Raw genomic sequence first — 1,492 nt, forward strand, 5'->3', positions numbered from 1 at the left:
GCTTTATCACTTTGCGTCTGAGCTTAAGAGTGTGAAAAAACGACAAATACAGATAGCTCAAAGAGGTGGTCGTAAAGCCCAATATGTGACACTGGATGTAAAATATGCGGCGGTGACACTAAAGCCCCCCTCGAATAAAACAGGTGAACCTGTAACCCTCCCCAAAAAACTGGCCGTTAGCAATTAGAGTTTTTCCGTTTACACTGAAACAAACGGAGAACGCATGATGAAAAAGTCTCGTTACACAGAAACACAAATCGTAAAGATCCTGAAGGAAGTGGAGGCAGGTCGAAAGGTCAACGAAGTCTGCCGCGAATATGGCATCTCTGATGCCACATACTACAACTGGAAGTCCAAGTATGGGGGTATGGAAGCGTCAGATGTTAAACGACTAAAAGAGCTCGAGGACGAGAATCGCAGGCTCAAGCAAATGTTTGCCGACCTTAGTCTCGAGCACCGTATCGTTAAAGATATCCTGGAAAAAAAGCTGTAAGGCCAGCGGTTAAACGCGAGCTTGTCGATTACGCTCGCAAACAATATCAGGTCAGTTTGCGAATGGCCTGCCGCGTAGTTGGCATTAGCGACTCTGTCTACCGATATCGACCAGATCCTCATCGAGATGATGAGGTTATAGCGAAATTGTAGGAAGCAGCAGAGCGGTATCCTGCGTACGGATCTGGCAAATTATTTAAAGTACTTAGGCGTTGGGGACACAGATGGAATCATAAGCGAGTCTATCGGGTGTACTGTTCGCTCAGGTTAAACCTACGGCGCAAAGGCAAAAAGCGCCTACCTACGCGAAATCCAGCCCCCTTGGTATGCCCAGAGTGGATCAACCGTTGTTGGTCTATCGACTTCATGAGTGACTCATTGATCTGCGGCAGGCGCTTTCGTACGTTCAATGTCGTGGACGATTTCAACCGAGAGGTACTGGTGATTGAAGTGGATTTAAATTTGCCCGCGCCACGCATCATAAGGGTACTAGAGCGTATTATTGCCTGGCGAGGACAACCTAGTAAGCTGCGCATGGACAATGGCCCTGAATTTATCTCGACTGCACTGGCTGAGTGGGCGGAAGAAAACCAAGTTGAACTGGAGTTTATCCGTCCAGGAAAACCAACGGAGAACTCTTACATTGAACGGTTTAACCGAACTTATCGAACAGAAATACTCAACATGTACGTATTTAAAACTCTGAGCGAAGTCCGAGAACTGACAGAAAAATGGATGAAGGAATACAACGATGAGCGCCCGCATGACGCTCTCGATGACCTCACTCCCTGGGAGTATTTAACAAGGCATGAAGGTAGGAAAAACTCTAATTTAGAGTGTCACTAAAACAGGGAAGGTTACAAACCTATTTCACTGAATTATGTAGGTTGCTCTGAGGTCGGAGATGAAGACAAGAAACCGAACTGGCACATTCTGACGAATGAACCCGTAAACAGTGCGGAAGAGGCTTTGAAAATTATCACGTATTACGAGAAACGTT

Annotated in this window: 3 pseudogenes; all 3 read left to right on the top strand. The window is 46.2% G+C overall.

Annotated elements, in window-relative coordinates:
• Positions 1-160 (top strand): annotated as a pseudogene (locus AACR75_RS02770) (IS4 family transposase); the annotation flags it as partial.
• A gap of 66 nt (positions 161-226) precedes the next feature.
• Positions 227-1,338, top strand: a pseudogene (locus AACR75_RS02775) (IS3 family transposase).
• Positions 1,339-1,492 (top strand): annotated as a pseudogene (locus AACR75_RS02780) (IS4 family transposase); the annotation flags it as partial.

Source organism: Vibrio sp. ZOR0018, assembly GCF_963865925.1.
Taxonomy (GTDB): domain Bacteria; phylum Pseudomonadota; class Gammaproteobacteria; order Enterobacterales; family Vibrionaceae; genus Vibrio; species Vibrio anguillarum.